Source organism: Thalassolituus pacificus, from assembly GCF_025318105.1.
Taxonomy (GTDB): Bacteria; Pseudomonadota; Gammaproteobacteria; order Pseudomonadales; family Oceanobacteraceae; genus Venatoribacter; species Venatoribacter pacificus.
The window spans coordinates 44,897-70,521 of the sequence record NZ_JAOANI010000029.1 but is presented as its reverse complement, the minus strand read 5'-3'; the positions used below and the strand labels follow the sequence as shown (position 1 = coordinate 70,521).

19 protein-coding genes are annotated in these 25,625 nt (G+C 53.2%); 9 read left to right on the top strand and 10 right to left on the bottom strand.

The window, feature by feature from the left end:
* Nucleotides 1–677: 677 nt before the first annotated feature.
* Nucleotides 678–3,107, bottom strand: coding sequence for a sensor histidine kinase (locus NYR02_RS18050; protein WP_260977763.1), 2,430 nt, complete (start codon nucleotides 3,105–3,107; stop codon nucleotides 678–680).
* A gap of 42 nt (nucleotides 3,108–3,149) precedes the next feature.
* The gene (locus tag NYR02_RS18045) at nucleotides 3,150–3,671 is read right to left on the bottom strand and encodes a hypothetical protein (RefSeq protein WP_260977762.1); all 522 of its coding nucleotides are present in this window, start codon (nucleotides 3,669–3,671) and stop codon (nucleotides 3,150–3,152) included.
* Between the two features lie 202 nt (nucleotides 3,672–3,873).
* On the opposite strand from NYR02_RS18045, the gene NYR02_RS18040 reads away from it, so the two are divergent.
* Genes NYR02_RS18040 through NYR02_RS18020 form a run of 5 tightly spaced genes read left to right on the top strand, consistent with a single transcriptional unit; the run spans nucleotide 3,874 to nucleotide 11,305 of the window.
* Nucleotides 3,874–5,367, top strand: coding sequence for a Wadjet anti-phage system protein JetA family protein (locus NYR02_RS18040; protein WP_260977761.1), 1,494 nt, complete (start codon nucleotides 3,874–3,876; stop codon nucleotides 5,365–5,367).
* A gap of 2 nt (nucleotides 5,368–5,369) precedes the next feature.
* Nucleotides 5,370–6,299: a DUF4194 domain-containing protein gene (locus NYR02_RS18035; protein ID WP_260977760.1), complete on the top strand. Its 930-nt coding sequence runs from the start codon at nucleotides 5,370–5,372 to the stop codon at nucleotides 6,297–6,299.
* Nucleotides 6,300–6,304: 5 nt separating this feature from the next.
* Nucleotides 6,305–9,961, top strand: coding sequence for an ATP-binding protein (locus NYR02_RS18030; protein ID WP_260977759.1), 3,657 nt, complete (start codon nucleotides 6,305–6,307; stop codon nucleotides 9,959–9,961).
* Nucleotides 9,961–10,377, top strand: a complete 417-nt coding sequence (locus tag NYR02_RS18025) for a group II truncated hemoglobin (RefSeq protein ID WP_260977758.1) — start codon at nucleotides 9,961–9,963, stop codon at nucleotides 10,375–10,377. Before NYR02_RS18030 ends, NYR02_RS18025 begins: the two co-directional genes overlap by 1 nt.
* Complete coding sequence (locus NYR02_RS18020) at nucleotides 10,343–11,305, top strand: DUF4124 domain-containing protein (RefSeq protein ID WP_260977757.1); 963 nt, start codon at nucleotides 10,343–10,345, stop codon at nucleotides 11,303–11,305. The genes NYR02_RS18025 and NYR02_RS18020 overlap by 35 nt, the downstream gene beginning before the upstream one ends.
* A gap of 28 nt (nucleotides 11,306–11,333) precedes the next feature.
* Here NYR02_RS18020 and NYR02_RS18015 read toward each other — a convergent pair whose 3' ends face one another.
* The 5 genes from NYR02_RS18015 to NYR02_RS17995 all read right to left on the bottom strand — a co-directional run bounded on the left by NYR02_RS18015 (nucleotide 11,334) and on the right by NYR02_RS17995 (nucleotide 16,564).
* Nucleotides 11,334–11,978 (bottom strand): response regulator transcription factor, encoded by a 645-nt coding sequence (locus NYR02_RS18015; protein ID WP_260977756.1) that lies wholly within the window; start codon nucleotides 11,976–11,978, stop codon nucleotides 11,334–11,336.
* A complete protein-coding gene (locus NYR02_RS18010; protein ID WP_260977755.1) occupies nucleotides 11,975–13,390 on the bottom strand; it encodes a cache domain-containing protein in 1,416 nt (471 codons plus the stop codon). Before NYR02_RS18010 ends, NYR02_RS18015 begins: the two co-directional genes overlap by 4 nt.
* A 198-nt stretch (nucleotides 13,391–13,588) precedes the next feature.
* Nucleotides 13,589–14,881 carry a TRAP transporter large permease gene (locus NYR02_RS18005; RefSeq protein WP_260977754.1) on the bottom strand — a complete coding sequence of 431 codons (1,293 nt, stop codon included), beginning with the start codon at nucleotides 14,879–14,881 and terminating at the stop codon, nucleotides 13,589–13,591.
* Complete coding sequence (locus tag NYR02_RS18000; RefSeq protein WP_260977753.1) at nucleotides 14,878–15,408, bottom strand: TRAP transporter small permease subunit; 531 nt, start codon at nucleotides 15,406–15,408, stop codon at nucleotides 14,878–14,880. The genes NYR02_RS18005 and NYR02_RS18000 overlap by 4 nt, the downstream gene beginning before the upstream one ends.
* A gap of 82 nt (nucleotides 15,409–15,490) precedes the next feature.
* A complete protein-coding gene (locus NYR02_RS17995) occupies nucleotides 15,491–16,564 on the bottom strand; it encodes a TRAP transporter substrate-binding protein (RefSeq protein WP_260977752.1) in 1,074 nt (357 codons plus the stop codon).
* Between the two features lie 504 nt (nucleotides 16,565–17,068).
* On the opposite strand from NYR02_RS17995, the gene chrA reads away from it, so the two are divergent.
* Entirely contained in the window at nucleotides 17,069–18,226 is a 1,158-nt protein-coding gene (gene chrA, locus NYR02_RS17990; protein WP_260977751.1) for a chromate efflux transporter, read from the top strand.
* A 2-nt stretch (nucleotides 18,227–18,228) separates the two neighbouring features.
* Here the strand turns inward: chrA and NYR02_RS17985 are convergent, their stop codons facing one another.
* Nucleotides 18,229–20,577, bottom strand: a complete 2,349-nt coding sequence (locus tag NYR02_RS17985) for a winged helix-turn-helix domain-containing protein (protein ID WP_260977750.1) — start codon at nucleotides 20,575–20,577, stop codon at nucleotides 18,229–18,231.
* Between the two features lie 215 nt (nucleotides 20,578–20,792).
* Here NYR02_RS17985 and NYR02_RS17980 point away from each other — a divergent pair, with 215 nt between their 5' ends.
* Genes NYR02_RS17980 through NYR02_RS17970 form a run of 3 tightly spaced genes read left to right on the top strand, consistent with a single transcriptional unit; the run spans nucleotide 20,793 to nucleotide 22,983 of the window.
* Nucleotides 20,793–21,488 carry a cytochrome c biogenesis protein CcdA gene (locus tag NYR02_RS17980; protein WP_260977749.1) on the top strand — a complete coding sequence of 232 codons (696 nt, stop codon included), beginning with the start codon at nucleotides 20,793–20,795 and terminating at the stop codon, nucleotides 21,486–21,488.
* 32 nt (nucleotides 21,489–21,520) lie between these two features.
* Nucleotides 21,521–22,051: a TlpA family protein disulfide reductase gene (locus NYR02_RS17975; protein ID WP_260977748.1), complete on the top strand. Its 531-nt coding sequence runs from the start codon at nucleotides 21,521–21,523 to the stop codon at nucleotides 22,049–22,051.
* A complete protein-coding gene (locus tag NYR02_RS17970; RefSeq protein ID WP_260977747.1) occupies nucleotides 22,048–22,983 on the top strand; it encodes a peroxiredoxin family protein in 936 nt (311 codons plus the stop codon). The genes NYR02_RS17975 and NYR02_RS17970 overlap by 4 nt, the downstream gene beginning before the upstream one ends.
* A 168-nt stretch (nucleotides 22,984–23,151) precedes the next feature.
* Here NYR02_RS17970 and NYR02_RS17965 read toward each other — a convergent pair whose 3' ends face one another.
* Nucleotides 23,152–23,793, bottom strand: coding sequence for a lytic transglycosylase domain-containing protein (locus NYR02_RS17965; RefSeq protein ID WP_260977746.1), 642 nt, complete (start codon nucleotides 23,791–23,793; stop codon nucleotides 23,152–23,154).
* Complete coding sequence (locus tag NYR02_RS17960) at nucleotides 23,794–25,527, bottom strand: proline--tRNA ligase (protein WP_260977745.1); 1,734 nt, start codon at nucleotides 25,525–25,527, stop codon at nucleotides 23,794–23,796.
* Nucleotides 25,528–25,625: the final 98 nt, after the last annotated feature.

Sequence of the window (25,625 nt, the reverse complement as noted above, 5' to 3'; positions counted from 1 at the left end):
TGGCCGGAGCCACTTGTCCGCATCCCTGCGGACAGACCAGACATATCAGCGGTTTCTGCGGCGGCCCCAGAGGCGCAGAAAACCGTCACCGCACTGCTGCTTTTCAGAGCAAGTAGCTGAACTGAAATTTCATGTCGAAAACGCTGTTTCCTCTGGAATATGGCTGAGCGGATTATTAAAACCGGCGATCGTGCGGCGCCAGACAACCAGATGATTCTGCGGCCTTCAGAGCAAAACCCTGCCCCGGAACGATACAAATTTTTGCTGTTTTAAAGCGTCGTTCCGGGGCGAATTGTTTTGCGTGCCGCATAATCATTGCCGTTGGCTGGATGAAGCCGGGCGCGCCGAAAAGAGAGGATCGTAAGGAGATACCTCTCCTTGCAGGGGGCCAGGGGCTTGCCCCGGAAAGGCGTTTCTGATTGAAAAACAGTAGTCGATCAATGCTGCCGTTTGGAGTGACATAGTGTCACTCCACACTGTGGGACAGCAGTGGGTCTTTGCCCGGTTTTTTGTACTGTTCCGGGGCTGGGTTTTGCTCTCACCTGGCTCCCACGCTCTGCGTGGTAGCCTTTGCTGGCACAGTTGCATTCCCACGCAGAGCGTAGGAACGAGAAATAAAAAAACCGGGTTTTTGCCCGGTTTTTTTATTCTGTGAATCAGGTTGTGTAAATCAGGCTTTAGGCACCGCTGTCATTATGTTCCGCCGGCAGTGGAAAACGCACCACCAGATAAAACCCTTCGGCATCGTCTGGCCAGTCGATATGGCCATGCAACAGTTCAGTGAGCAGATTATAGGTTTGATACAGACCCAGACCTTTGCTGCGTGCTGAGGAACGCTGGGTGGTATAGAACGGCATAAAGATGGCTTCGCGTTGTTCGGCGTCGATGCCTTTACCATTATCCTGATAATGCAGTTCCAGTTGTTCGCCACGCTCGCGTAAATCAACGCTGATCTGCAGTTTGCCTTCGGCTTCCTGTTCCTGGTTGTGTACGCAGGAGTTATCAACCAGCTGATTGAGAATGATGTCGAGGGCTTCCGGGTAGGTTTGCCATTCGGTCAGGTAGCTGTGAATGCCGGTGCGCAGTTTTACCTGCGGGTGTTGCTGGCTGTTGCTGTTACGCCATTGTTCCAGCCATGGACGCAGCTCAATGATTTCGCTGGCGTACTGGTTTTCCAGTACCACCGCGTTTTTCATCAGTTGGTTAAGGCTGTTAAGGCGCTCAATACCGTCATGAATATGCACGAGACCTTGCTGCAGTTGTTGCTGAGCTTCTTCGGCACTCCAGTCGTCGTTGTGTTCGTTTAGAAAGCTTTCGGCCAGACGGATATTACCCAGCGGGGTATTCATTTCATGGGCAATGCCCATCACCAGCTGGCGCAGTGCGAGGGTCTTTTCTTTTTGCAGGTGCATCAGCTCCTGCTCCTGCTGATACTGCTCGGTGACGTTCTGACCGGAGCCAATCCAGGCGGCGCGTTCGCCCGGTGCGCGCTTACGAATGGTCAGCGATACTATGAGACGTTCGCCGGTTAGCGGTTGCAGAATGGGGACGACAAAGGCCTGAACCCGGCCACTGTCGCGCAGTTTGCGCCACAGCTCCCGGCGCTTGGCGGGTTCGGCAATGAGGCTGTCAAAGCTGGGATTATCGTTGCTGAAATGGGTCTGCTCGCTGTAACCGAGCATGTTGCGCCAGGCTGGGTTGGTTTTCAGGAAGAAACCTTCTTCGTCCAGCTGGAACTTGCCGGTCAGTGAGTTTTGGTAGAGATCTTCGTAATCGCGTAAATACTGGATCGCATCTTCCTGACTTTTGAGCATGGCCTTGCGCGATTCCAGCTGGTCTTTTTGCAGACGCATAATCCGTTCTCCCAGCGCCAGTGACAGCAGAATAACTTCCATAAAGGAGCCAATCTGATAGGCGTACAGGGTGAAAGTATTGGTTGGTATCAGACCGAGACTGCGGGCGTTGGCCAGAATCAGTCCGGCAATCAGCATCACCCAGGCAATGGTAAAGAAGCGTGCGGCGGACTCGCCGCCAATCCAGACGCGGATACTGACAATAAGAGCCGAGGCGGTAATTAACATGCTGAGCAGGTTGTTGATCGGCACCATCACTTCGTAGTGCAGCAGCGGAATCATCAGCAGGGTTACGAAAGTGATGGCGGTGTACACCCGGAACAACCGGTAAGCCGCGGGGCTGTGTTGTTTCAGGCGCAGAAAATTAGGCACGAAGAAGCATAAAATCAGCTGGTTCAGGGAGAAGGCTAACAGAAAGGCGGTGTTATTAATGACTGGCATGTTGGGCCAGAAAAACTGAAACGCAGAGCCTTCGTAGGTCATATGGAACAGCAGGAACGACAGCACAAAAGCCGAGTAGTAAAAGTAACTGCGCTCACGGGTTGAGAAGAAAATAAACAGATTATAAAGACCCATCACCAGCATGGTGGCGTAGTAGCCGCCACGCAGAATGTTGTTCAGCAATAATTCGTTATGCAGCGTTTGGCCGTCCACCAGGCTGGCTGGCAGCTGGTACGTGCCATGGGTTTCTACCCGCAGTAATAAGAGGTAATCGTGGCCTTTATCGGTGGGCAGGTGAATGATGGTATTCGGATGTGAGACATCCCGATTGATATCAAACGGCTGTAAATCCCCGGCCTGTTTGTGTACACATTCGCCGCTGTTGTTGAACGGGCGCGGACACAGGTAAAGATCAACCTGATCAAGCAGGGAGTAACGGTTCCACAGGTACCAGTCGCTCAGGCTGCCGGTGCTGAGTGGCGTTTTCAGCCAGAACGCGGAGTTGCTGAAACCAAAGTTCAGGCTGGCAGATTCACTGTTTTGCCAGCCGTCCGTCAGCATGGCGGCATCGACCGTCAGGCTGCGGTGCGGATCTTCCAGCCATTGGCTGTGCAGGCCAATGCTGAAATCGCCGGGGGTATTCAGGTGCAGAATGTTGCCGTCATGTGCCACGCTCTGAGCTGCCGCCGGTTGTCCGGCCGGGAGCGGGTCAGCCACCGCCGGTAACATCCCCCAGATGAGTCCGCTGAATACCATCGGCAGTAACAGCAGGAGTGATGGGTGGCGGGATAAAACGCGTCTGGCGGTGGCCATGGAATAATCCTGAAACTAATAAATGAGTGATTAAACGGGATCTTACTGGTTGTAGGCGAGCGCCAGCGTGAGCAGGGTCAACCAGCCGACCAATCCGGCAACAACGGCAGCCCAGTTAGGGCCAGAGAGTTCCGTATTCTGCGCAAAGAAATGCAGATGCTTATCATGAATCTGGTTAATGCTCTGGTTGGCCAGCAGGTTAGGCAGCAGCGTCATCAGATTGAGCAGAATCCCCCAGGGATGATCGGTGGCGAGCAGCCATAACGGCACCAGAGTAAAAATCACAAACAGCAAATAAACCCGTATTGGCGACCAGCGCGGAGTGACGTTTTCAATGCTGGCGCGCTGATGGATGCGACGATAAAGATCGTACTGGTACACCACCGCCAGCAGGGTGCGCAGCAACGGATTAACCGCTTCACCACGGCGTTGCAGTTGCAGCCAGTTGCGGTAGGTCCAGAACAGGGCATAGAGGCCAAAGGTGACCAATGTCAGTTCGATCAGTTTTTCTGTGCCAACCTGAAAAAAGGTGGCTTTATGCTGTTGTTCCGGGTGGGGCTGCATGGCGGCGGCGTCCTGAATGGGTGCATCCTGGGGTGTTACCGCGGCAGTATACCCCGCCTTCAAGCATGGGGAAATGCCGTTACCGGGCCGATGATGTCAGCGCTGGTGCGGGCTGGCGGAGGATATACTGCAGCGCTGGTCATTGGCGCAGCCTTTCAGTAATCTAGCCGGTCATTTCATTCGCCTTACAGATACAGTTTGTATGTTTTTTGAACAGGAACGAGGGCAGTTTTTCCGCCCGTTGACCAGTAAGTACCGCGCCCAGGTGATGGAGTGTCTGCGCGAGTTGTATCAGCGATTGTACAGCTCCAGCAGCGCTGATTATGGTCAGGCGCTGGCGCGCGACACGCTGATTGAAATTTTTCAGGAAGCGCTGGTGCGTGCACCCTTGTTGGCGGATGAAGGGCTGGCAGAGAGCAATGATGAAAGCGATGACAGCAGCGAAGGGCGTTTCCGCAACAGTCGTGACCATGCCGTCTGGGTGCTGAACCAACTGCTGGAATACGGCTGGATTGAAAAACAGGTCGATGAAGCGACACTGCAAAGCACCTTTGCCTTTACCCGCTATGGTCGCCTGTTTACCGAGCCGTTTGTGGCGGAAAGCCGCAGCATGGCGCGTACCCGTCATCGCAATACGCGTAATACCCGCAATTCGCTTGAGTCGTTTCTCGAACGTGGCGATATTTACGATCTGCTGGATGCCTATGAATATTCCGAACGCATTATCAGCGACTTCACCGATGTGATCGCCGAGCTGGAAGAGCGTAAGCGCGATCTGGTGCGGGAAATGGAAGATCAGTTATTGGTGCAGCGTGCCAGCGAAGCCTTTTTCGATTTTATGGAAAACCGCTTTCAGCCGGATTTATCGGTGCGTTTATCCGCCGATAACGTGGAAAAACACCGTGACCAGATCAGCCAGTTAATTAACGGCATCCGCAAACGCGATAAAACCTTTAAGGCCAATGCTGAACGTCGTCTGCGCGAATTGTTGCCCGACATCGCCCAGGACGGACAATCGGTGCTGTGGACCATTCTGGATGGTATTGAAATGCGCCTGCGCAATGCCTCCGACATTATGCTGCCGGCGCTGCGCAAAGCGCTGCAAAGCTTTACCAAGCGCGCCGATATTATTATCCGCCAGATGAGCTACCTGGCATCGCAACAACACAACGATGTTCTTGCCGTCTGCAAACGTCTGGTTGCCATGACGGAAACACAACAGAACGCCTTGCTGGATAAAGCCGCCGATCGTATGGCGGTTCCACAGGTTGCCCTGGTTGATCCGGGGCAGGTGCGTCTGGCTGCACCGCGTCAGCGCCGTATGATTGATGCCGCCGTAGACGATGGTCAGGGCGATTTTGATATGGACGCGCGCAAGGATATTTATATTCAGCAAGTGCTGGATCAGGCATTTCTGGTCAATCAGCAGGCGCTGAAAAGCTACATGCAAAAACACCTCGGCAGTGGCCGCAAAGTGTCTACGCGGGAATTGCCGATTGAAAACGCCAAAGATTTTCTCGCCGTTGCGCATGCCATTGGGCTGGGTGCGGCTGATGGTTTATCCAGCGAATTTGAATTCCGTATCGAATACGACGAGCAGTCCGACATTGAGCGTGCTGACGGTGCTGAAAACAGCGCCACGTATTTCCTGAAAAAAGACCACTTCACCTTCGAGCTGGTGCAGAAAGAGTCCTGAATATGTTGCAGATCATTGATAAAGAGTTAGAAAAAGAAGGCCTTAGCCAGCGTGATTTTTCCGAATTACTGGTACGCCTGCTGGACTACGGTGTTGTTTGCCGTGACGAAAGCCAGATTGAGCAGCAGCTGTACGATCGCTACCTGCGCCTGGAAGAATTAATCGGCGATTATTTGTCGCTGCTGGGCATCCGCATTCAGCATGACCGCCGCTTTCAGTTTGTGCGTTTGTATCCGCCCGGTGCCCAGGTGCCCGGTATGGTTGATGATCCGCAGAATACCGGCGCACAGGCATTCCGCAGCCGCTTAAACCAAAACGAGGTGGCGTTGATTCTGGTATTACGTGCGCAGTATGACAAAGCGCTGCGCGAAGGCATGGTGGATGAGCAAGGCTGTGTCATGGTATCGCTGGAAGCGCTCAGCATCGCCATGAAAAACCTGCTGAAACGAACCCTGCCGGAAAATCTGACCGAGCGTAAAGCCCTGTTCCGCCGCTTAAAGCAATTACGCCTGGTACAGATTGCCAACGAAGATACTTTAACCGATGGCGATATGTGGCTGCGTGTGCGGCCGATGATTATGAGTTATGTCTCTGATCAGGTGCTGTCGGAACTGATGGAAGACGAACAGCAAGGCGAGGGTGCTGAATCGCCGGCTACTTCTGATGCCGACAGCGCTGACACCGCTGACACAACCGAGAGTGCTGCGGCGGCTGAGGCTGAAGAATCAACGGAAGCTGCATCAACAGAAAACCGTACAGAAGAAACAGCAGACGCTGGCGGTGCGGACTCCGCAGAGCAAGAAACGCAGGAAGAGACTGATGTAAGCGTCGCAACAGAGCAGGCGGCCGAAGAACATAGCGCAGAAAATGAGGCCGCAGAACCGCAGGCAGCCGACCACACAAAACAACCGGCCAGTTTGTTTGGGGAATAATTGTCATGTTTTTAAAGAAGTTTATTTACGTTAACTGGGGCAATATCCCGGCCACTGAATTTGAATTTGGTCCGATCAATTTGCTGTCCGGTGGTAACGGTTCCGGTAAAACCACTGCAGCTGATGCGATTCAGACCATTATGACGGCGGCACACGATACGCTGTTCCACTATAACCCCGGCCAGGATGAAGCGACCCAGCGTGGCCGTGGCAAAAACGTCCGTACGCTGTCTTCTTACGTATTGGGTTGTGATGATGGCAGTTATGCCCGTCCGAACGGTGCCGTGGGTTATCTGGCGGCGGTGTTTCATCCGACCGTTGGTGCTGATGGTTCGGCTGGTGAAAGCGGCGAACCTTTTACCGCCATTATCGGTGTCAGTGCCTCCATTGACCGTGCTGGCAGTCAGCCGGTGGCGCGACAGAATGATCTGCAGTTTTATATCGTTACCGAACAACTGACGCTGTCCGATTTTTTGTACGATGACAAAGAAGGGCAGCGTAATGTGATCGAACTGAATAAACTGCCCGGACATCTGAAAGGCCGGATGGACGCCGGTAATATCGAAAAATACGATACCAAAAAGCAATATTTACGGCGTTTGTACGGTGCATTACGCGGTCGTCACGATGCGGTCAGTGAGCGCGAAGCGATGAACGCCGCGCGTACCTTCTCGCGTTTTATGGCTTATAAGCCGGTAAAAAGTATCAACGGTTTTGTTGCCAACGAAATTCTTGAAGCCAAAGATCTGGGTGATGCCATCCGCAGCGTTTCTGATCTGATGAAAACCATTTACGCCATGGAATCCGATGCCAATACCCTGGCGGAAACCATTGCCATTCTGAGTAATACCAAAGGCGCCTCACAGCGCTATATCGATCAGTGGATTGACTACAACGTACTGGAATATACCGCGGCAAAGAGTCGCTATATTCATGACCAGCGCGCATATCTGGCGGCCAAAGAAAAACAGCAGGGTATTCGTGAACGTCTGCACAAAGCAGAAAAAGAACGCGAAACCTCTCAGGAACGGCGTAAACAACTGCGTGAGCAGTTAATCAGCATGGAAGCCCAGCGCCGTGGTATTGATGCGCTGCAGGATAAAGACGCCGCCGAGCAGGCGATTGCCAACGGTAAAAAACAATTGCAGCAGCAGGCTATTCCGCTGCTGGAGCAGGATCAGTTATTACAGGCATCGTTGCGCGCTACCGAACTGGTGTATGGCGCGCTGCAGAAAACCTCGATCGGGTTAGAAATTCCGACGCTGGGGCAAAAGAAAATCATCGATCAGGCCAAACAGGTGCTGGCGATTAAAGATCAGGGCGCGGTTGATTTCCGCAAGCTGCTGGGCAAAGACTGGGTCGATCTGTCGCCGCTGGAAGCGCACCTCGATGATGCGCAGCAACAGCAGATGCTGGTGAACCAGTGGCGCGAACGTTTCCATTCTACCGAGCTGGAAAGCAGCGGTATTTCCCTGCGCGATCAGATTGCCAAACAGGTGGATCGCCGTGAGCAGAAATTGCAGCAGGTTCAGGGCCGTATGGCACAGAAACAGGCCGACATCGACAGCTTAGAGTCGCGTCAGCTGAATTATCCGGGCTTTGTTCGTCAGGCACTGGAAGCCATCCGCCGGGAATGTCCGCAGGCCGATCCCCGCGTGCTGGCCGATTATGTGGAAATTACCGACCCGCAATGGCAAAGCGCCATTGAAGGCTATATTGGTGGTGCCCGTTTCAGCATTATCGTGGAGTCGGCTTTTGAAGCGGAAGCGGCGCATATTCTGCGCTCGATTCCCGGTGGCAGCCGGGCACGGGTTATTCAGGGCGAAAAAGCCAAAAAAGACGGCGAGCGTCTGAAATTATCGGGCCAGTCCATTATTCATTTAATGGAATTCGAACACGCTACGGCGCGTCATTACCTGGAAGCCAGTTATGGCTCGGTAGAGCAGGTGGCGGATGCGCAGGCGCTGCGTATGACCCGTCGTGGTGTCACTAAAGACGGTCTGGGTTCCGGCGCTTATTCTGTTTACCGTTGCGATCTTGATGATACCGAACTGGTGTTCGGTCTTGGTGCCCGTGAGCGCGCGTTGGCAGCGAAAAAAGCCGAACTGGATACATTGGTCGAGCAGGCGAATGAAGCGGCTTACCAGCTGAAACAGGTCCAGCAATTGCTGGATGCGGTTAATTTGCTGCGCCACGTTACCTTTGCTGATCAGATGCAGCAGATGCTCGATACCCAGTATCAGATGCAGCAGGCTGAGCAGGCACTGAGTAATGTTGATCTGTCTGACTTCTCCCAGCTTGAAGGTCAGTTTGATGCACTGAAAGAAAAAGCCGACGATCTCGATGCGCAAATTAAAGAGCTTGATGGCGAATTGGGCCGTTTACAGCAGCAGCTGAACGACAGCGAAAAACAGTGCAAAAATCTGAGTGATCAGCAAGAGCAAACCTCCGATGTCGCTGACAGCAAAGAAGAAGCGCTGCGTCATATTGTCAGCGTCTGGCCCGAGTTTGATACCGAAGCGCGACTGGCTGCTGCGGATAAAGAAGCGCAGGACAGCCCGGCTGAAGCGATTGAAAATCATCGTAAAAGCATCAGTCAGGAACTCAATTCCACCGCCTACGAAATTGAACGCAATATTGCCGAGCATAATCTGCGTTGCCAGACGATGGATGCCATTGTTTATACACCGGATTATCGTCAGGAACACAGCGTCGCTTTCTTCAAGAGCGTGTGTGGTCTGGAACGTGAAGTCGAGCGGGTTTATAACCGTCTGAAAAATAATATTCTGGTGGAAAAACAAGACAAGCTGGTACAGCTGCGCGAAAGCTTTAACAACGCCTTCGTAACCAACCTGTGTCACTCCATTTATCAGGCGATTAATGACGGCAAGCGCATCCTTGAAGACCTGAATAAAGAACTGGCACACCATCAGTTTGGTGCCGACCGGGAAACCTACTGGTTCGATTGGCAGTGGGTGCCGGAGTACAAAGAATATTGGCAGTTTTTCGAAGAAATTATCAAAAACCCAAGTCTGGGTGACGGCGCAACGTTGTTTACCGCCGATCTGTCGAAAAACTCCAAGCGTGTGCGTGATCACCTGATGACCATGTTGCTGGATGATGACGAACAAAAAGCCATGCGCGAACTGGAACGGATTTCGGATTACCGTAATTACCGCGCCTACGAGATCTACAAGCAACCGGCCAATAAAGAGCCGATTGCCCTGAGCCAGTACGGTACCGGTTCCGGCGGTCAGCTGGAAACCCCGGCCTATATTATCCGTTCGGCGGCGATTACCTCGGCCTTCCGCTTTAATGAAGGCGATACTCATCTGCGCGTGGTGCTGGTGGATGAGGCCTTCTCTAAAATGGATGAAACCCGCTCGAAAGAAGTGATTAATTATCTGACTGAAAGTCTGGGGCTGCAATTGCTGTTTATTATGCCGACCAGTAAATCCGGTCCGTTTATGGATCTGATTTCCAACCAGTTTGTGTTCTCCAAAGTACCGCTGACCGGCGGGCAGAAGAAAGGTGAACTGCAAACCCGGGTGTTAATCGACCGCCAGCAGTGTAATCAGGAAAAAGTCAAAGAACTGTGGGCCAGCCACCGCCGTACCATCCGCCATCAGGCCGGACTGGATTTTATGGAGGAGTTTGCCTGATGGATGACAGCATTCAGGAACAACGCCCTTATGGTCAGGGCGACGCATCCTTTCAGGCAGCCGGTGGCTACGATGGCATTAAAGCGCTGGTCGACGACTTTTATGCGGCAATGGATACCTTGCCGGAGGCCGCGCATATTCGCGCAATGCATTCTCCAGAGTTATCGACTGCCGCGGATAAATTAACCCGTTTTCTTTGTGGTTGGTTGGGTGGGCCGCGTTTATTCAGCGAGAAATACGGCCCGATTGCGATTCCGAAATTCCACCAGACTTTTCCTATTGGCCCGGCAGAACGTGATGCCTGGTTGTTATGCATGAAAGTGGCTGCGGATAAACAACCCTTTGCCGATGACTTTAAAACCTACCTGCTGGAGCAGCTCTATGTACCGGCGGAACGCAGTCGCAGCCGCGATTAAGTGCGTTGTTTTTTGGCTGCTGAGCGCTTCTGTCGCTCAGGCAGCCGTGTATCGCTGGGTTGATGAGCGCGGTCAGGTACACTTTTCAGATAAACCCCATAAACAGGCTGAAGTGCTGGAACTGAAAATGCAGGGTAATAATGGCTGGCAGCCATTGGATATTCGCGTGATTCAGGAAGGCAGTCTGGCGTCTGCTGCTCAGCAACTGGATCTGGCGCGTATCCAGCGTGAGGTCAATGAGGTTTACCGCTTTTACGATCAGGTGATGTATTTTGATTTTTATCGTCAGGTGCCGGTAAAAATTCATCTGCTGGCTGATCAGCGTGAATATATGGCCTTCGTGCAACGTATTTCTGGACACTCAGCAGCCAACTCTCTTGGCGTGTATCTGCCAAAAACCCATGAAATTGCCGTGTTTATTCACGATGATGCTCTGGGCGGAATTGAAAGCACTTACAGAACCATCCGCCATGAAGCCAGTCATGCGATTCTGCATTCATTGGCGCAGATACTACCGGATTGGCTGAATGAAGGGATGGCCGAGCAAATGGAAACACTCAGCTATAGCCCGGAAGGCTTTTTAATCAGCAGTCATGACAGTAACCGCCGCAGTTTTCTGGCCCGGAAAAACAAGGCGATGGATGTGCTCGCCTTTATTGAAGTGCGCAGTAATGATTGGCGTAATGCTAATCATCAACGCGGCGTTAATCAGCAGATGGCGGGGCAGTTGGTGTATATGCTGTTATCAACAACCTATGGCCGCAGTCTGATTACCCGTTTATTGCAGGATTATAAACGCGGAGTAAATAAACGCGCTTTTTATCTTCTGGATGAACATTATATTGGTGGCGCACAGGCGTTAAAGACACACTGGCATAACTGGCTGAAAGGTGGCATGAGTACGCCGGCGGAAATCCGTTTACAGTAACGATAAAAGTAAGCAGGGGGCCGCGTTTTCAGCGGCGGATAATGCCATGATCCAGAGCATAGCGGATTAATCCGGCAGAATTACCAATCCCCAGCTTCTGTTTTATCTTTAACCGGTGCGCTTCAACCGTACGCACCGAAATATCCAGCTCGCGGGCAATTTCTTTATTACCCAGACCTTCCGCCAGGCGGGCAAGCACGTCTTCCTCGCGTGGGCTTAGTACATCTTCACTGGCGGCAGGACGGGCGCGTCCGAATTCACTGAATAAGGTTTTGGCGACGCTGGAACTGAAGTAAGTTCCACCCTGATGCACGGTCTGAACGGCCAGAATAAGTTCTTCTGGTGCCACGTCTTTTAATACATACCCGGCGGCACCTGCCTGAATGACTTTGAGAATGTATTCGCGGTCGTCGTGCATGGTAATAATCAGCAGGCGGATATCCGGCAGCTGTTCCTGAAACGCAATACAGGCTTCCAGGCCATTCATGACCGGCATCGAAATATCCAGCAAGACTACATCGGGATGATGCTCAGCGGCGGCGGCCAATGCTTCTTCGCCGTTACTGACATCGGCAACGACGCTGAGTCCTTCGCTTTCCAGGCTGACTTTCAGTCCTTCGCGTACCATTGGATGGTCATCGGCAATAATCAGGCGAATTGGTTTGCTGCTCATAATAAATCGGCCTCTCTTAAGGCGGTGTCCGGATTAAGGAAAAATTCCGCATGAATGAGTGTACCCTGTGTGCGCCGGCTGCGGACACTAAACTTTCCGCCTACCAGTTCAACCCGTTCGCGCATATTCATCAGGCCAATTCCGCTCTGATCTTCTTCGAGAGAAAAGCCGCAACCATTGTCTTCCATTTCAATAACAATGCTTTGCTGGTTATGGCTGATGTTGAGACTGACCTGTGTGGCTTCTGCGTGTTTCTGTACATTGGTGATGGCTTCCTGTACCAGCCGGTACAGGGTCATTTCAATGGCATCGGGCAGGCGGGTTTCAGGTAAACGGATACGCCGTTTTACCCGTATTTTTCCGGATTCTTTGATGTTATCCAGCAGGCTGTGCAGCGCGGGTTCAAGACCCAGGTCATCGAGCATCACAGGGCGCAGATTGTGTGATACCCGGCGCACTTCCTGAATGGACATGTTCAGCATATCGGATGCTTTATGCAGATGTTCGCGGGCATCTTCATCCGGCCATTTCTTATCGGCCAGATTTAATCGCAGCTTGGCGGAAACCAGCATTTGATTAATACCATCGTGCAACTCGCGGGCGAACGTCCGTCGTTGCATGACCTGAAAGGCCACCGAACGGTGTGCCAGATCCTGTAAACGCTGATCGGCAAGCTGTGTGGCGTGCATGTTAATAATGATGACGATAATGACGACCAGAGCCAGGGTAACGGCCAATAAGACCGATGCAGCCAGAAAGGTGCGACGCACATTACTATTAACTTTGTTTTGCAATAAACGGGTTTCAGCGGCGATGTCATCGACGTACAGCCCGGTGCCCATCATCCAGTTCAGATAGGGAATATTAACAACATAGCTGAGTTTGTTTTCTTGCCCGGATAACGATGGTTTATTCCAGATATAGCGATAAAAACCTCCGCCCTTTTCTGCCAGGGCGAGTAAATCGCGGATGACGTACTGGCCATTATCATCCTGAAAATCAATCATGGGCTGGCCCACCAGATCGGGCTGGGCAGGGTGGACGAGGTTAGTACCATACTGGTCGTAAACAAAAAAGTAGCCGTCGTTACCGTAGGTCAGCCCTTGCAGAATGCGCTTGACTTCATATTCTGCACGGGATTGATTCAGGCCGTATTCCAGCTCTTCCAACACCGGATTAATGGACGTCATCGCCAGGCTGACGTAATCAACCAGCGCTTTGCGTTTACTGGCCAGTACATTTTCTTCGAATATTGCCACCTGTTGCTGGGCCAGTTGCTGCGCCTGTCGCTGAGTAATCCAGGTAATGGTCAGGGTGAGGGCAACCAGCGGTAATACAGTCAGCAACAGGATTTTTGCTTTTAAAGTCAGGTTCATACCCGGCGGCCGTGGCGGAATTAATAGATTACCCATATTAGAACCTGCCGGCGAGGATAGATAGTCGCGCTTCAGAGCTGGATTCTGCGGGTTGGCGTTGGATATTCATAACGTCTTTATTGTCATTATTATTGTCAGCAGCGGGATGCTTGCTGCGAAATTTTTCGGTGCGTATGACCGGTTTGCTCTGTCGTCCGACATCCTGCGATTATCGGACGACAGAGCATCGTGGTATTAATCGAGCAGGCCATACCATTCAGGGAAAAGCAGAATCGTAATAACCACACCGACCTGCATCAGAATAAAGGGGATAACCCCGCGATAAATATCCATTGTGCGGACACCGGCGGGCGCAACCCCCTTCAGATAGAACAGACTGAAACCAAAAGGCGGTGTCAGGAAGGACGTCTGCAGATTCATGGCAATCAGAATAGCGAACCAGACCGGGGCAATACCCAGCGCATCTGCAACCGGCGCCAGAATCGGCACAATAATAAAACTGATTTCCACGAAGTCGATAAAGAAACCAAGAATCATAATGGCGACCATCGACAGAATCAGGAAGCCCATGGCACCGCCTGGCATATCTGACAGCAATTCTTCAACAATGTAGTCACCGCCGGTATAACTGAAGGCCATCGAGAAGGCTGTCGCACCGAGCAGAATTGCAAACACCATTGCAGAGATTTTTACCGTTTCCTGTGAGGCTTCATACACCATTTTCCAATTGAACTGGCCATACAGCGCCGCCAGAATCAGTGCGCCCACACCACCCAGAGCAGACGATTCTGTAGGGGTGGCAATACCGGCAAAGATGGAGCCGAGGACGATCAGAATTAACGCCAGTGGCGGAATGATGGCTTTTAATGCTCGTACATATTGTTCGTGACGATAGGATAAATCATCGTCCATGGGCAGGGCGGGAGCCGCCTCCGGCTTAAGCCAGGTGTAAATCAGGATGTACACCACATAGCAGCCGATTAATACCAGACCCGGAGCCAATGCTGCCTGAAATAAATCGCCGACCGGTATACCGAGTACATCACCGAGAATAATCAGAATAATGGACGGTGGAATAATTTGTCCCAGCGTACCCGACGCACAAATAGTGCCGCAGGCCAGTGCTTTGTCGTAGTTGTATTTCAGCATGACCGGTAATGAGATTAACCCCATCGCCACAACCGATGCGCCGACAACGCCGGTGGATGCGGCTAATAAAGCACCGACCAGAACCGTCGAAATGGCCAGCCCACCACGGACGCCACCAAACAGTTTACCCATGGCCTCCAGCAGTTGTTCTGCCAGTTTGGTGCGTTGCAGCACAATGCCCATAAAAATAAACAGTGGCACCGCCATCAGGGTGACATTTTCCATGATGCTCTGCACACGGAAAGGCATAAAGGCAAAGATATCCGGGCCTTCAGCAAATACACCAAAAATCAGCGCAACACCGCCAAAGGTAAACGCCACCGGGAAGCCGAATATCAGCATTAACAGGGCGACAAAAAACATCACAATACCAATCATAAAAGCCCCCGGTCGATTTTGGTTTCATGCTCATCTTTCAGGGCAATTACGCTGTTCAGAATCATGGCAACACCAGAAATGGCGGTTGCAAAAAATGCAAAAGGAATCACCGCTTTAATAATCCAGCGATTGGTTAAGCCGCCGGGATCGCCGGAGGTTTCACCCAGACTCCAGGCTTCATGTGCGAAGCCAACACCGTACCAGCCAACCAGCAGGCAGAACGGCAATAAAAACAACAGTCCACCGGCGATATCAATAATGGCTTTACGGCGGATGGATAAATTTTCGTACACAAGGTCTACGCGAACATGGCCACCGGCCCGCAGCGTATAAGGAACACCCAGCATGAACATGGCGGCAAACAGATGCCATTCCATTTCCTGCATGGCAATGGATACCTCGTTCAGGGCGTAACGCATGACAACGTCAATAAAGACATTCATCAGCATCAGAAGAAAAAGCACAGCGGAAACTGTGCCGAGAAAATCGGAAAAGCGATTAATGGCCCGTTCTGCCTTAATCAGCATAGTGCACTCCCGTCGGCATCCGCCGGGCTGGGTAAGTCCGGCGGATGGTCTGTCATTGTTATGGTTTATCAGCCGACACTGTTCAGTCGGCGCTGTTCAGGTACGCTTTGTCAGAAATATCGGTCCAGCGGCGGGCTTTTTTCAGGTAAGCCGCTTGTGAGTCGAGAATTTCTTTTGCCAGAGGGTCTTTCGCCGCGCTTTCGGCCAGCAGTTCGCTGTTGGCTTTGTGCAGGGCTTTCATGACATCAGCAGGGAAGGTACGGATCTGAACTTTTGGGTAGTCCTTATCCAGTACCGCCATGTTTTCGGCCGATTCGTGATAAGACTGGATGTACATGTCGTACGCTGCAGTACGCATTGAGACGCGCAGGATTTCCTGCAGATCGGCAGGCAGACGATCCCATGAACGCTTGTTGATCATGAACTGCAGTTCGGTCGCAGGCTCATGCCAGCCGGTGTAGTAGTAGGGAGCAATTTTGTGGAAGCCCATACGCAGATCGAGAGACGGGCCAACCCATTCCAGTGCATCAATGGTGCGGCGCTCAAGGGCGGTGTACAGCTCGCCTGGCGGGATGTTCGTCGGGCTGGCGCCCAGTTTTGCCAGAACTTCACCGGCAAAGCCCGGAATGCGCATTTTCAGACCTTTCAGATCTTCCAGACTATTGATCTCTTTCTGGAACCAACCGCCCATCTGGTTACCGGTATTACCGCCCGGAAAGCTCAGGATATTGAACTCGCCGTAGACTTTTTCCATCAGTTCCATACCGCCGCCGTGATAGAACCAGGCGTACTGTTCAGGGGCTGTCATACCGAATGGCATGGTGGTGAAATACAGCGTATTCGGTACTTTGCCTTTCCAGTAATACGAGGCAGAGTGGCCCATATCGTACTGGCCGGCACGCACCATATCGAACACACCAAAAGCCGATTTATGTTTGTTAGCCGAGTCGATGGTGATCTGCAGACGACCATTCGACATTTTTTCAGCCATGGCAGCCATGTTACGTGGAGCGTCACCGAATACGGGGAAATTCGTCGGCCAGCTTTCGGCCAGTTTCAGACGGTATACTTTGTCGTCTGCCTGAGCAGTACCGAACATAGCCAGGCTGCACGCAGCGGCTACCAGTACCTGTTTGAAGCGGGATAGGCGGATCATGGTTATTATCCTTTTTAGTGTTTCAGATTGATTGTGCGTACCCGTGAAGAGGCACAGCACACCCTGACTTTTCGAGTGTGCAAGCCGTGGCCGATGGTGACTATCCGCAGGACTGCGGTTTTGTAGGTAGTTAGGGCAAGAGTGCTTAAGTAGTTTTACTAGTACACTGGCGCTTGTCGGACTGGCGATAACAAGGCAGTTTGAGCTGCAGCCCAAGTATCATCAGGGCTTCAGCGGCGAAAGCGGGATCAGGATATTGGTATGACCAATAATCCATCAGGCTCTAGACTTTGGTCGGGTAGGCGGCAATTAACGCGGTTTCAGGCTTTTCGCGCCTCCTTATTAGGCGTCAGTCCGATGGATTGATGAGCCCCACGCACACCCACAAACAGCCAGCAGTGCACACGACGGATAGCGATGACAACGCCGAAACCACAACCGAAACCAGAAACGCTTACGGGAGCAACAGAACACGCGGAGCCATTACCCGTCCGGTTATGGGGTGTGTTCAGGCAGTTTTTCTGGTTGGGTTGCATCGGTTTTGGTGGGCCAGCGGCTCATCTCGGGTATTTTCAGCGTGTCTTTGTGCAACGCCTGCAGTGGCTGAGTGCAGAGCATTATGCGCAGCTGGTGGCACTGGCGCAGTTTCTGCCCGGGCCGGCGTCCAGCCAGGTCGGCTTTGCTATCGGTATGCAGCGTGGTGGTCTGGCAGGTGGTATCAGCGCGTTTATTGCCTTTACCCTGCCTTCTTTCTTACTGATGCTGGCGCTGGCCAGCAGCCTCACTATCTTGCTGACTTACCCCTGGTTTCCGGCGCTGATTCACGGCCTGAAATTGCTGGCTGTGATTGTTGTGGCAGATGCCACGCTGAGCATGGCGAAGACCTTCTGCAGCAGCGCCTTTAGCCGGGTATTGATGTTGCTTACCGCCGTTGCCCTCTGGCTGACGCCACTGCCGGTTTGGCTGTTGCTGATTCTGGCTGCCGTGCTGGGCCGGTTATTTCAGCACTGGCAAAACAGCCCTGCAGCTGAGCTGGCCGTTGAACAATCACAGTATCCGGCCAAACGTCTGGCGCTGATTATCGGACTGATGCTATGGGCCGGTCTGTATTTACTCAGTCACTTGTTCAGCCAGAACGATACGGCAGACGCTATGGGCATTTTCGCCGCCTTTTATCAGACCGGCAGTCTGGTGTTTGGTGGCGGCCATGTGGTGTTGCCTCTGGTACAGCAGCAGTTTGCCGGGCAGCTGACCGCCGAAACCCTGCTGACCGGTTATGGCGCTGCACAGCTGGTGCCGGGGCCGATGTTTACCTTCGCCACGTTTTTAGGTGCTGAATTATTGCCAGAGTCCCGGATGAGCGGTGCTTTACTGGCAACGCTGGGGGTATTTTTACCCGGTTTTATTCTGTTAGTTGCGCTGCAGCCGTTATGGTCGCAGTGGCTGGTTAAACCCGGTTTAAAGCACGCTTTAATGGGCGTTAATGCAGCGGTTGTCGGACTGTTACTGGCGACACTGGTCACACCGGTCGCCAGCTCAAGCCTGCTGAGTGGCGCCGATGCTGTTTTTGTTATTGCGGGTTTTATTGCCCTGCGGCGGAAAGCACTCAATGTAATCGGCTTGATTCCGCTGGCTCTGGGCTTTGGTTTGCTGGCGCCCTGACGTCAGCCCTCCAGCCAGTCTGATTCACAGTACACCAGATGCGGCAGAGGCTCGGGGGGCAGCGGCTGATAGTCCCCTTGCTGATACAGACGTAAGCGCTGCGTATCGTCTTCCTGCCAGAGCTGCGGCCAGCGCTTACGGAATTCTTCCAGCACCTGTTGCGCCTGCTCAGGCCGCTGCTGCTCGTAGTGTGCGCGGGCCAGATATCTGGCCTGCAGCCGGGTGTCGGGAGAGCGGGCGGCCTGTACGGCCTTGTCATATTGTTGCTGCTGCAGGTAAATCCACAGAATTGAATAGTTGCTGTAGCCAATGCTGGTGGGCATTTGCAGGGTCTGATAATGCATCTGAGCCTGCTGCAGCTCATCCAGCGCCTGAGCGAAATAGCGGCTGCGCTCTGCTGTCGTTGCAGTGCGCGCCAGATCGGCCAGTGCCCAGCCGCGGAAGAAGCGCGCATGGGCGAGATAGAGTTCTGTCGGCGCGGTATCGATAAAGCTCTGAAATTGCTGCAGTGCCTTGTGCAGGTATTCGCTGTGCTGGCCATGACGGCCAAGGCTGCTCTGGTCGAGTCCCTGATCCAGGCTGGCAAAGCCCAGATAGAGTTCACTCAGGCTGATCAGCGGAGTGGCTCCCAGCTGGCGGGCGATTTCTGCCGCCTCCTGAAAATAATCCTGCGCCAGATCTCCCCGGTGTAACTGCAGCTGAAAAAAGCCGCCATAAATCAGCGCCTGAGCCAGATCATAGGGTTGTTCCAGAGTGCGATAGGCGGTAATAGCCGCTGCCAGTGCAATGCTGCGCTCATCCAGCGGGAAACGATAATTCTGCGCAATCGCCAGCTCGGTGGCGGCGATCTGTGGCTGATTATTCAGCTGGCGATAAAAATTCAGCGCTTTCTCCAGCCGCAGGCGATTGCTGTCCAGATCGTTCAGAGGCGACTTTTCCAGACCACTGTTGCTGGGATTACCCAGATAAAACAGCTGATCTGCCCGCAGTTGCATATCGGCAGAGGGTTCGGTTTGCTGGCTGGCCTGTTGCAGCAAACGCTGATGTTCCAGCCAGTCCATAGCGTCCCAGGCTTGTTGTGCCTTGAGTTGCAGACTCTGAGATATCAGCTCCGGATCTGAGGTTTGTTGCGCCAGATGCAGCGCCTGATCGGCGAGCGCGCTGCTGTTGCTGTCGCCGCGCCATGAGGCCAGCTGTGCCCGACTGTGCAGGGCAAAGGTTTTCAGGCTGAGATCATTGTCCAGTTCGCTGGCGGGAATCGCGGCCAGCTGCTGCGCAGCCTGTTGCCATTCACCCAGATTAAGCAGGGCGCGCACCAGCCAGGCTCTGGCCCAGTGGCTGTCCGGCTCAATGGTCAGAGATGCCTGAAAATAGGGCCGTGCCCGTACAGCACCTTGCTGACGCAGGGCCTGCATCCCCTGCGCTAATGCCTGGGCGGCGATCGGGTCGGTCGCTGCTGCCGGATGTTTTTCAGCGTGCTGCGGGCGCAGCAAGGCCAGCAGTTGCTGGCTGATGGCAAGCGATTCGGCCGGCAGCGATGGGTAGCTGATAGCCCCTTGCTGGATACGGCCATCTCGATAAATCAGCTGAAAATCCAGCACCTGTTGCTGGTTATGCAGACGTACGCTGGCAAACAGCGCGGCGTCCTGCTGCTGGTCATTGAGCAGGGTGCGGATATGCACCGGCAGAGTTGGCCAGGGCAGGCCTGAATCGAGCAGTAATGACTGCGCCTGAGCTGGTGGGGTAACGCTCAGTTTTTGCTGACGCTTCAGATCAATGGCAATCATGTCCGCCAGCCCCAGCTCGAGCCAGGTCATCTGGCTTTCACCGGTGGCATTAATAAAAGGCAGCACCAGCAGGGATAATGTGCTGCCGGAAGGGGAGACCGGCGTGCTGGCCGGCCGCCAGAACATCAGTGCGCTTATTAAAAGGGCCAGTGCACCGCCCAGCACTAATGTGAGTAACAGAGCCGGACGCCATGTCTGGCGTGCCATTGACTGGCCGGGCGATGGTTCGCTTTTGCTATTTGTGTCAGCGGCTGTCAGGCGGCCGATAAACTGATAGCCGCGCTGATTGAAGGTACGGATATAACGCGGAGACTGAGCGTTGTCGCCTAACGCCTGACGCAGTTCCCGGATGCTCTGGGTCAGTGAGTTTTCGCGGTAATCGCCGTGGGTCCACAGTTCGGCCAGCAGCTCCTCTTTGCTGACGACCCGGTCGGCATGTTGCAACAGATAGTGCAGCAGGTTGGCAACCTTGTGGCGCAGCACGGTGTGTGCGCCCTGATCGCTGTGAAGACTGCCGCGCTCGGGGTCAAAGGTAAATGCGTCAAATCGGTACTGCCTGGTCATCCGCTGGGCCGTTTGCTGCCTTAAGTAAGGTGCTCATTCTAGGTTTTGCTGACTTTCCCGGCAACCGTGTTGTTCTTTGTGTGATTTTTTAAGTTATTGAAATTTATAGGGAAATATAAATTTTATGCGAATTTTAAGAGGATTTTAGCCCGTTTAAATATCTACGCTGCCGCTTCCTGCTATCAATGCCGTCATCACCAACGACGGAGTCCGCTATGGACAGTTTTATTCAAACCGCCCTGTTTGATGGGCAATGGTCGGTCTGGGTGCCGCTGGCTGTATTTGCGACCGGCTTGCTGACCAGTCTCACTCCCTGCGTGTATCCCATGCTGCCAATTACGGTGGCGGTGGTCGGCAGTCACACTACTGACCGCCGCCAGGCCTTTGTCTTGTCGCTTTTCTATGTGCTGGGGTTGTCGCTGACCTACGCCATTCTCGGTGTTTTTGCGGCCAGCAGTGGCCAGCTGTTTGGCTCGGTCGCCAGCCATCCTGTCACGCTGTTGCTGGTGGCGTTTATGTGTCTGCTGTTCAGTGCCTGGATGCTGGGCTGGCTGAGAATGCCGGCCTTGCAGCTGCCAGACGTGCCTGCCGCCGGGCGAATGCCTCCCTTTATGCGCGTCATGCTCAGTGGTGCGGTATCGGGCCTGGTGCTGGCTCCCTGTACATCGCCGGTATTCGGCATGCTGCTGATGTATGTGGCCGGACAGGGCAGCGTGCCCTGGGCGCTGTTACTGATGTTTGTGTTTGCCCTTGGCATGAGTGCGTTGCTGCTGGCTGCAGGCACTTTCAGCGGCATGCTGGCACGACTGCCGAAATCCGGACGCTGGTTGCTGCTCAGTCAGCGTCTGCTGGCCGGCCTGATGTTACTGGCTGCTGTGTGGTTCAGCTGGCAGGCGCTGCAACAGTTCTGAAGTTTCTGTTTTTAATCAATAAGGAGAACGCAATGCGTAAACCACTTAAACCTATGCTCAGACCGGCGGCTTTGCTGTTTGGCCTGACGCTGATTCTTGCTCCCACCCTGACGCAGGCGAAACCACCACTGGCGGTTGGCGATCCGGCGCCGGATTTCAGTGTGCAGACACTGGATGGCAAAACGCTGCAGCTGAGCGAGCTGATCGGCAAGAAACCGGTGTATCTGAAATTCTGGGCAACCTGGTGCAGCTACTGCAAAGCAGAAATGCCGTACCTGCAGTCTGTTTATGAGCAGCCGGGAGAGCCTGTTCAGGTACTGAGTGTGAATGTCGGTATTAACGATTCGGTAGCCAATATTCATCAATTGTTTAAAACCGGGGGCTACAGCATGCCGACCACCTTTGATCAGAACGGAGCGCTGACCGCCGCTTATGGGGTGGTGGGTACACCAACGCATATTCTAATCGACCGTGATGGGCGCGTGGCTTACCGCACGTTTTTACTGACCGATCAGCTGGAAAATATAGTGGCTGACTGGAGCCAGCAGGAGGACAAACAATGAAAGCAGGACTGATGTCTTTATTATTACTGGCACCGGTGGCGGTGCAGGCTGAATTCACCGATTTTCGGGGTGAACCGGTGGTCATTGAAAACGAAAAAATCCGCCATCTGGTGTTTACCGATATCTGGGCTGTTTATGATGGCCGGGGCGATGAACAATTACTGGAACGACTGCCTGCCAGTTTCCGTCAGCAAAGTCAGCAAATCTGGATTCAGCCGCAGTTAAATGTCACCACCGCACAGTTGGAGGAGTTTGCGGGCTACTATCCGCAATTGCAGCCGCTGGTTTTAGATAAAGAATTCCGCCTGATGCGCAGCGAGGGCGTATGGGAATCGCCTTATCATGTGCTTTACCAGGGAGAACAGCGCGTTTTTTCCGGCAGTACCGATGAACTCCGGCGTTATCTGGGTCTTACTGTAACAGGAAAAATGGAAGCCGTTGCGGCTGACAAGGCTTCTGATAACGAGGCTGACAGTGCGGTTGTTAGCGCCGACTATCGGCAGAGAAAAAAACAACAGCCAGCAGAGCAGAAAAAGCCGCAGGCCGGTGCTGATATGGGCGAAATCATGTTGCTCAATGCCGGGGGCAAAGAGCAGAGTCTTAAAACACTGACCGCAGAAAAACCGCTAAGCCTGGTATTTCTCGATACCCTGTGTCCGATGCCACATTTTCCCGGCTGCGAAGATAAAATCGCGCAGCTGAATCAGCTGGTAGCAAGCACACCGGAGCGCCAGTGGGTAGGTGTTGTTAATTCTTACTATGTTAATGCGGAGGCGGTAGAACCTTTTCGTCAGCGTTTTAACCTGACGCTGCCGTTAATATTTGACCACGAGCATAAAGTCTTTGATGCCTTTGGTGTTCATGCCACTCCTTATCAGATTGATATCGGTATCGGTGGTGTGCTGAAAAGCAGAGGGGATCAGATTCAGTAAAATATAAAGCCCGCAGTCGCGGGCTTTTTTATGTGTCAGAATTTTCTTTGACACCGATGTTCGTATTTTTAAGGTTATTGCTGTGGATCTTTCAGGGTTAACGCTCTTTTCGGTTGCAGTTCAGGCTTGAGCGGGAATCAGAAAAATCCGGGTGAAAAATATCAATAACTAATAATTCACAAACCAGTGCCGTTCCCAGGTCAGCATAACTTTCTCCGGGTATTTGGTGCGGCCAAGGCTGCCGTTGTAGCGTGCTAACGCACGAATCCAGTCACCTTTTTCTTTATCAAGATAATGTTTGAGAATGGTGCAGCCGTAACGCAGGTTGGTGGCAGCGTGCATCAGATTGTCGTCGGTGCGCCCGATTTCTTTTTTCCAGAATGGCATAATCTGCATATAGCCCTGAGCACCGACATACGAAATAGCAAAACGGTCAAAGGCGCTTTCGACTTGTATCACCGATAACACCAGTTCCGGTGATAAACCGGCGCGGCTGGCTTCTTTATGGATCAGGCTGAGCAGTTCCAGGCGTTGTTTATCGTTTTTGATATAGCGTTTCAGGCGTGCCGACATATCGACCAGCCAGACCTGAGCATCGTATTGATCTTCAAAGGATTCGCTGCTGCTTACCGCTTCTTTTAAGGCGTTACGCAATTCCGGGTCGATGCGCTGGTTGGCACTTTGTGCGACAGCATAAGAGGGCAGGGCTGTAATGGTGAATAGTAAACAGAAAAAAACCAGCGAACGCCCGAGGCGTCCGCTGGTTTTAGCTGCGAGGTTTTTTAACCGAACCTGCACAGAGGTGTGCATTTAACCGATCTGCTGCTTAAGAAAATCAAGGATGTCGGCCAGTGGGATATCCTGCGCTTCGCCATTGCGGCGCGCTTTGTATTCCACATTACCGGCTTCCAGACCACGGTCGCTGATGACGATGCGGTGCGGCAGGCCCATCAGTTCCATATCGGCGAATTTAACCCCCGGGCTGGTTTTCTTGTCGCGGTCGTCCAGATACACGTCGAAGCCTGCGGCGCTCAGTTCGGTGTACAGTTTTTCGGTTGCTTCTTTTACCACGTCGGAACGGTGATAGTTCATTGGCACGATGCCGATGTTGAACGGAGCAATGGCGTCCGGCCAGATAATGCCGTTATCGTCGTGGTTCTGTTCGATGGCAGAGGCCACCACACGGCTGACACCAATACCGTAACAACCCATCACCAATGTGCGGTCTTTGCCGTTTTCGTCCAGCACTTTGGCTTTCATGGCTTCCGAGTACTTGGTACCAAGCTGGAAAATATGACCCACTTCGATACCGCGTTTGATGTCCAGCGTGCCTTTACCACACGGGCTTGGATCACCGGCCACCACGTTACGCAGATCGCGCACTTCCGGCAGCTCGCCGTCACGTTCCCAGTTAAAACCGGTTAAGTGTGTGTCGGCGGCGTTGGCACCACAGATAAAGTTGGCCATGTGTGCTGCGGAGCGGTCGACATAGCATTTGGCCTGGATGCCCTGCGGGCCAACAAAGCCGCTGACGCCGCCAATGGCTGCGATTTCAGCATCGGAAGCAAATTGCAGGGGTGAGGCAACACCGGCAATTTTCTCGGCCTTGATTTCGTTCAGCTGGTGATCACCGCGCAGGAACAGAACCACCGGAGCGGGTTCCCCTTCGGCTTTTTCTGCCGTGTGTTCGCCGCGTACGACAATGGCTTTCAGCACCTGAGCCGGGCTGGCTTTGAGGAAACTGGCAACGTCTTCGATGCTGGTCATCGCCGGAGTGGCAATGCTGGCCAGTTCAGCAGTGGCGGCCGGACGTTCACCGGCCGGTGCTACCGTTTCGGCCAGTTCGACGTTGGCGGCGTAATCGCTCTCATTGGAGAAGGCAATATCGTCTTCACCGGATGAGGCCAGTACGTGGAATTCATGCGATAAGGCACCACCAATAGACCCGGTGTCGGCCAGTACCGGACGGAAATCCAGACCCAGACGGGTAAAAATGCGCGAGTAGGCTTCGTGCATTTTGTCGTAGGTAATCTGCAGACTGGCTTCGTCGGCATGGAAGGAGTAAGCATCTTTCATGATGAATTCACGCGCGCGCATCACACCAAAGCGCGGACGGGTTTCATCACGGAATTTGGTTTGAATCTGGTACAGGTTAACCGGCAGCTGTTTGTAGCTCGACAGCTGGTTGCGGGCCAGATCGGTAATTACTTCTTCGTGGGTCGGGCCAATGCAGAAATCACGGTTGTGGCGGTCTTTTACGCGCAGCAGCTCGCCGCCGTACTGAAACCAGCGCCCGGTTTCTTCCCATAATTCGGCCGGTTGCACCGCCGGCATCAATACTTCCTGCGCGCCGGCGCGGTTCATTTCTTCACGCACAATGGCTTCGACCTTGCGCAGGGTACGCAGGCCCAGCGGCATCCAGGTGTACAGGCCCGCCGCGAGTTTGCGGATCATACCGGAGCGCAGCATCAGCTGGTGGCTGATAACAACGGCATCGGCCGGGGTTTCTTTTTCGGTGGCTAACAGAAATTCGGTGGCGCGCATAAGCTTTGTCTGGATTCCACATGAGTGAATAGGAGGAGATTGCCGCGATTTTATCGCTTGCGCGCTCCGGCGGCAATTTGCCTTTGCGTGTCGGGGGG

What these genes read in the sequence shown, in the direction of transcription:
- NYR02_RS18050 (WP_260977763.1), bottom strand. Translation starts at nt 3,107, where the DNA reads ATGGCCACCGCCAGACGCGTTTTATCCCGCCACCCATCACTCCTGCTG.
- NYR02_RS18045 (WP_260977762.1), bottom strand. Translation starts at nt 3,671, where the DNA reads ATGCAGCCCCACCCGGAACAACAGCATAAAGCCACCTTTTTTCAGGTT.
- NYR02_RS18040 (WP_260977761.1), top strand. Translation starts at nt 3,874, where the DNA reads ATGTTTTTTGAACAGGAACGAGGGCAGTTTTTCCGCCCGTTGACCAGT.
- NYR02_RS18035 (WP_260977760.1), top strand. Translation starts at nt 5,370, where the DNA reads ATGTTGCAGATCATTGATAAAGAGTTAGAAAAAGAAGGCCTTAGCCAG.
- NYR02_RS18030 (WP_260977759.1), top strand. Translation starts at nt 6,305, where the DNA reads ATGTTTTTAAAGAAGTTTATTTACGTTAACTGGGGCAATATCCCGGCC.
- NYR02_RS18025 (WP_260977758.1), top strand. Translation starts at nt 9,961, where the DNA reads ATGGATGACAGCATTCAGGAACAACGCCCTTATGGTCAGGGCGACGCA.
- NYR02_RS18020 (WP_260977757.1), top strand. Translation starts at nt 10,343, where the DNA reads ATGTACCGGCGGAACGCAGTCGCAGCCGCGATTAAGTGCGTTGTTTTT.
- NYR02_RS18015 (WP_260977756.1), bottom strand. Translation starts at nt 11,978, where the DNA reads ATGAGCAGCAAACCAATTCGCCTGATTATTGCCGATGACCATCCAATG.
- NYR02_RS18010 (WP_260977755.1), bottom strand. Translation starts at nt 13,390, where the DNA reads ATGGGTAATCTATTAATTCCGCCACGGCCGCCGGGTATGAACCTGACT.
- NYR02_RS18005 (WP_260977754.1), bottom strand. Translation starts at nt 14,881, where the DNA reads ATGATTGGTATTGTGATGTTTTTTGTCGCCCTGTTAATGCTGATATTC.
- NYR02_RS18000 (WP_260977753.1), bottom strand. Translation starts at nt 15,408, where the DNA reads ATGCTGATTAAGGCAGAACGGGCCATTAATCGCTTTTCCGATTTTCTC.
- NYR02_RS17995 (WP_260977752.1), bottom strand. Translation starts at nt 16,564, where the DNA reads ATGATCCGCCTATCCCGCTTCAAACAGGTACTGGTAGCCGCTGCGTGC.
- NYR02_RS17985 (WP_260977750.1), bottom strand. Translation starts at nt 20,577, where the DNA reads ATGACCAGGCAGTACCGATTTGACGCATTTACCTTTGACCCCGAGCGC.
- NYR02_RS17980 (WP_260977749.1), top strand. Translation starts at nt 20,793, where the DNA reads ATGGACAGTTTTATTCAAACCGCCCTGTTTGATGGGCAATGGTCGGTC.
- NYR02_RS17975 (WP_260977748.1), top strand. Translation starts at nt 21,521, where the DNA reads ATGCGTAAACCACTTAAACCTATGCTCAGACCGGCGGCTTTGCTGTTT.
- NYR02_RS17970 (WP_260977747.1), top strand. Translation starts at nt 22,048, where the DNA reads ATGAAAGCAGGACTGATGTCTTTATTATTACTGGCACCGGTGGCGGTG.
- NYR02_RS17965 (WP_260977746.1), bottom strand. Translation starts at nt 23,793, where the DNA reads ATGCACACCTCTGTGCAGGTTCGGTTAAAAAACCTCGCAGCTAAAACC.
- NYR02_RS17960 (WP_260977745.1), bottom strand. Translation starts at nt 25,527, where the DNA reads ATGCGCGCCACCGAATTTCTGTTAGCCACCGAAAAAGAAACCCCGGCC.